The sequence below is a fragment of the Allocoleopsis sp. genome (assembly GCF_036703385.1).
GTDB lineage: Bacteria > Cyanobacteriota > Cyanobacteriia > Cyanobacteriales > Coleofasciculaceae > Allocoleopsis.
In genome coordinates, this window is the sequence record NZ_DATNPA010000284.1 from 1 (window position 1) to 4115 (window position 4115).

Annotated in this window: 5 protein-coding genes; 4 read left to right on the forward strand and 1 reads right to left on the reverse strand. The window is 45.5% G+C overall.

The window, feature by feature from the left end; translation table 11 throughout:
• The 3 genes from V6C93_RS13680 to V6C93_RS13690 form a co-directional block, all read left to right on the forward strand.
• Nucleotides 1–2434, forward strand: a 2434-nt coding sequence (locus V6C93_RS13680) for a dynamin-like GTPase family protein (protein ID WP_333477210.1), incomplete at its 5' end; no start/stop codon positions are given.
• Between the two features lie 192 nt (nucleotides 2435–2626).
• Complete coding sequence (locus V6C93_RS13685) at nucleotides 2627–3019, forward strand: KGK domain-containing protein (protein ID WP_333477211.1); 393 nt, start codon at nucleotides 2627–2629, stop codon at nucleotides 3017–3019.
• A gap of 13 nt (nucleotides 3020–3032) precedes the next feature.
• Nucleotides 3033–3278, forward strand: coding sequence for an HNH endonuclease (locus V6C93_RS13690; protein ID WP_333477212.1), 246 nt, complete (start codon nucleotides 3033–3035; stop codon nucleotides 3276–3278).
• A 28-nt stretch (nucleotides 3279–3306) separates the two neighbouring features.
• Here the strand turns inward: V6C93_RS13690 and V6C93_RS13695 are convergent, their stop codons facing one another.
• Nucleotides 3307–3513, reverse strand: coding sequence for a hypothetical protein (locus V6C93_RS13695; RefSeq protein WP_333477213.1), 207 nt, complete (start codon nucleotides 3511–3513; stop codon nucleotides 3307–3309).
• Nucleotides 3514–3754: 241 nt separating this feature from the next.
• Between V6C93_RS13695 and V6C93_RS13700 the strand changes: the two genes are divergently transcribed.
• Nucleotides 3755–3997 (forward strand): hypothetical protein, encoded by a 243-nt coding sequence (locus tag V6C93_RS13700; protein WP_333477214.1) that lies wholly within the window; start codon nucleotides 3755–3757, stop codon nucleotides 3995–3997.
• Nucleotides 3998–4115: the final 118 nt, after the last annotated feature.

Genomic DNA, 4115 nt, shown 5'->3' on the forward strand with positions numbered 1-4115 from the left:
ATCTCTACGAGCGTTGCAGGATGATGTGACGGCGGTTCATGCTTCTTTGCGAAAGGCGATCGCACCCACCTTCGAGATTGTCTTTGCCGGGGCGTTTAGTGCAGGGAAGTCGATGCTGATCAATGCGTTGCTGGAGCGAGAATTGCTCTACAGTGCCGAGGGACACGCGACAGGAACGGAATGTTACATTGCCCATGCCGAACCGGATCGAGAACGAGTGGTGCTGACGTTTTTGAGCGAAGTGGAAATTCGGGAACAGGTGGTGGCGTTGTGTCAGCGCTTAGGATTAGCGGCAGCTAATATCAATCAACCTGAAGCGATTGATTTACTACGCCAGGGATGTATGCTGGTTCTCCAGCAGGAAGGCGGGGAGAGTAAATCAGAGAGAGCAAAGCAGGCAAAGGCGCTGGATTTGTTGCTGAAAGGGTTTATCGCCAATCGCGATCGCATCAACACCCTGAACAATGCCACCTACTCAATGGAGCAGTTCCACTTCTCGAATCTCCTAGAAGCGGCTGGATATGCTCGTCGCGGTAGTAATAGTGCGGTTCTTAAGCGAATTGAGTATTACTGCCATCATCCCCTATTGCAAGATGGCAACGTCCTGATTGATACACCGGGGATTGATGCACCAGTGCAGAGGGATGCGGAACTGACGTATCGGAAAATTGAAGCTTCGGAGACTTCGGCAGTGGTATGCGTGCTCAAACCCGCGTCTGCTGGCGATATGACGACGGAAGAAACGGAACTGATCGAGAAGATGCGGGGGAATCCAGGAATTCGCGATCGCGTCTTTTATATTTTCAATCGCGTTGATGAAACCTGGTATAACAGCCAACTGCGGCAACGATTGGATAGTTTAATTAGCACCCAGTTTCGAGATACGTCTGCTGACAGGGTTTATAAAACCAGTGGATTACTTGGCTTTTATGGGAGTCAGATTAAAGGAACGAGTGGAGGCGTTAGCGAAGCGGTTCCTAAGGAATTTCGCTTTGGTTTAGATTCTATCTTTGCTGAGACGGTAAAAAACACAGTTGGAGGGGAAGATACCCCACAATTTGTTAATGAGTTTCTTCGCTACTGTGCCAACTCTGGCAAGCTATCTCCCAGTCGGTTCCGAATTTCCGTCAATAGTTATGAAACACCGAATGAAAACTATGTACGCATTCTGACGGAACAAGGAACACCCCTGATTGAACAGCTCATTCAAGACAGCGGTATTGAAGAGTTTCGTGCGGCAATTACACGCTATCTCATGGAAGAAAAGCGCCCTCAATTATTTGCGAATTTGGCTGATGATTTACAACCATTGTGCATTGGCTTGAAGAAACACTACCTGAGCGTTCACCGGAATTTGGATAGCCAACCCCGTGAAATTGAGGCGATGAAAGCACAGGAGTTGGAACACCTCAATCAGGAACTTCAACAAGTTGGGAAAGAGTTTTGCCGTCACATTGATGAGGAGATGAATCTGGCAGTGAATAACGCTTGCCCCACCTTTGAGGCAGATTTTCGCCAACTGCAAACTGACATGATTCAACGCCTTGATGAATTGCTGCACACGTTTTCAGTTGCAGAAGCCTACAGTCGTGCGACTCGTAGCCATCCTCGCAACGCTACAGCACCTCTAATTGCTGTTTTAGTAGAAGCGCTTTATTACCTGGCTAATGAACTAGAGGATGTTTTGGTGAAATCTTCACAACAGGTAGTGTCTAGCTTTTTCCGATACTTAATTGAGCGAGTGCGCCGTGCAGATTACTACAGTCAACTTTATCGATTGTTGGGGAATGATGGCGGAATTGAGCAAAAGCTAAAGGGGGTGGAAAAGCGGGTTTCGGACGCTTTGGTGAGTGCGGCGAGGACGGAGTGCGATCGCTTTGTCCGAGAAAGCCCTCGTTTTTACGATGAAGGCACGTTTTCAATCTATCAATTTCGGCAAACCTTGCAGCAAACGTCCCAAGGTTATGACGCCGAAAGCATGATTGAAGCCGAACCCGCCATTCGGCAATTACTCAAGTTAGATTTCGAGCCAAAGATTGATCAAACTATCCGGCGCAGTTTCCGCCAAACGATTAACCAAACTCTCAAAACGCAACTATTGCCAATGGCTGATGAGCAGGCAGAGACAATCTTGCAGCAATATCCCAAGGCGCGTGCGTATTTAGAGCAAACTTTGGAAAAAGAAGCAGAGGAAAAAATTAAGCATAATCGTAAATTGCAGGATGAAGTAGAGCAGAAAATTGCTGATTATAACCAAGCGATTACTGGAATCAATAGCTGTTTGCAAGGAATGTTGTTAAACAGGTATCAGCTACCTATGGTTGGAGAATCTGATTTGACGGCAATACCAAGTTCTTTTGAATCAGAAGCTTTAGATTTTAGCTCGAGTTTTACCGTTGGGTCTGACTCTGTTGATGTAGAAGATACTGAGTAAGTCGGGTTGTGAGGTGAAGATGTTTATTAATATCTTTCACTTCCCCACTCAACCACCAGGGAATCAATTACCTGGTGGGTTGACAAAGTACCATTGAGTTGGAATCAATAGAATATCTATACATCGTAAATTCCATAAGGGTGAATTATAATATTTAGCAAACTAGTTTCAAATCAAAAATTGGAGATTGATATGGAAAGAAAATTTCAGCGTTTAGACGACGAGCATGAAGATAAAGATACCGTTTTAGGATTTCCCTGTTCTATGCTCAAAGTAAGTGACTTTATGAAAGCAGTGAAGGAAGGGTTACAACCAGTAGGTTTAGACCAATTAAGAAATATTTTAAATAAACGAGGAGGAATACCGGGCAATTTTGATCAGTGGTATGAACAAGGTGTAAATTTGGAATTTCTGAAGCCGGGTGCTAAGGGTTGGAAAACAGGAAAACTTAGAATAAGAATAACCTTAGAACTTTTGCCTGATGAGCCTGAAACTGAAGAAATACCAGCAAGCAATGAACTAGGAGCTAGTAAACTAGAATCGCCACTTGACGACCTGCGACAGATGATGCCCAAGGATAGTTAGCGAAGAAAAATTTATGGCTAAAACCCCTAGAATTCCCATTCCTCCGGAAGTGAGGAACTATGTGTTTGAACGCGATCGCTATCTGTGCAAAAGCTGCGGCAAAACAAAGCTAGACACTCAACTAACGATTGACCACATTATTCCCCTAGCTCGTGGTGGTCAAAATGATATCAGTAATTTGCAGACTCTCTGCCTTCCCTGTAACCAGCAGAAACAACATCACCTCGACCCCCGCTTCCGCCGTCACTTCACTAATTGACGCAGAAAGCCGCTATTGTAAGATCGCCTCATTCCTCGCTCTTGCCCTTCTTTGTAGGTGAGGGGTTGTCCTTTTCCAGCCATTGCTCTAACGCTTTCTCCAACGCTTCACTTTGACTGATTTCCTCAGAACTACAGGCAATCCTAAAACGACGCGCCAAGTCCTTCGGCACATAGCCACTTACTTGAGAATAATTCGGGTCGTCGCGCTTAGTTACCACTGATACTTTTGTCATCTTCGAGCCTATTGTCGCATACGTACTCATTACTACCTTCTACTCATGAATTCATGAAATCAAGAATTCATGTAATTATGATATGCTATGGCTCATCACCAGTTCAGGGTGGCTATCACAGCTAAACCCTCTCAAACACAGGTGAGTTCACTTTTTCGCAAATCTCAGGTCAGAAGCCAGCCGTTAAGTTTGCTCGGCTTCCTGCTGGCTTCTGGCTCCTTAATACAAGGAGACTCTACCAATGGTAAAACTTTTAAGTAATCAAAGCGTTAAGCGAAGCTATCCCGAAGGGAATCGCCCTTGGGCAATTGCGCGTCTTTTGCCCAACGCACAAACCATCATCGTTGCTCGTTTCCGCAACCGCCAAGACGCCCACGACCACAAAAGACTGTTGCATCTGTTCATCCCAAACGCTGAGTTTGAGATTATCTTTGACCCTCCCAAGGAGAAAGAAGAAGAGAATCAAACCCAAGCGCTGAGTTAATTCTGGCAAATCGGCTCAGTTAGCGACAGCAAAACCTCTAAATAGTCCCCCAACAGCAGGGGCAGTAAAAAAATACTCTCGCTCCCTCTCCGTTACTCGCGAAGGCTGGAGAGGGGTT

Coding starts and splice junctions, on each gene's coding strand:
- V6C93_RS13685 (WP_333477211.1), top strand. CDS start 2,627: ATGGAAAGAAAATTTCAGCGTTTAGACGACGAGCATGAAGATAAAGAT.
- V6C93_RS13695 (WP_333477213.1), bottom strand. CDS start 3,513: ATGACAAAAGTATCAGTGGTAACTAAGCGCGACGACCCGAATTATTCT.
- V6C93_RS13690 (WP_333477212.1), top strand. CDS start 3,033: ATGGCTAAAACCCCTAGAATTCCCATTCCTCCGGAAGTGAGGAACTAT.
- V6C93_RS13700 (WP_333477214.1), top strand. CDS start 3,755: ATGGTAAAACTTTTAAGTAATCAAAGCGTTAAGCGAAGCTATCCCGAA.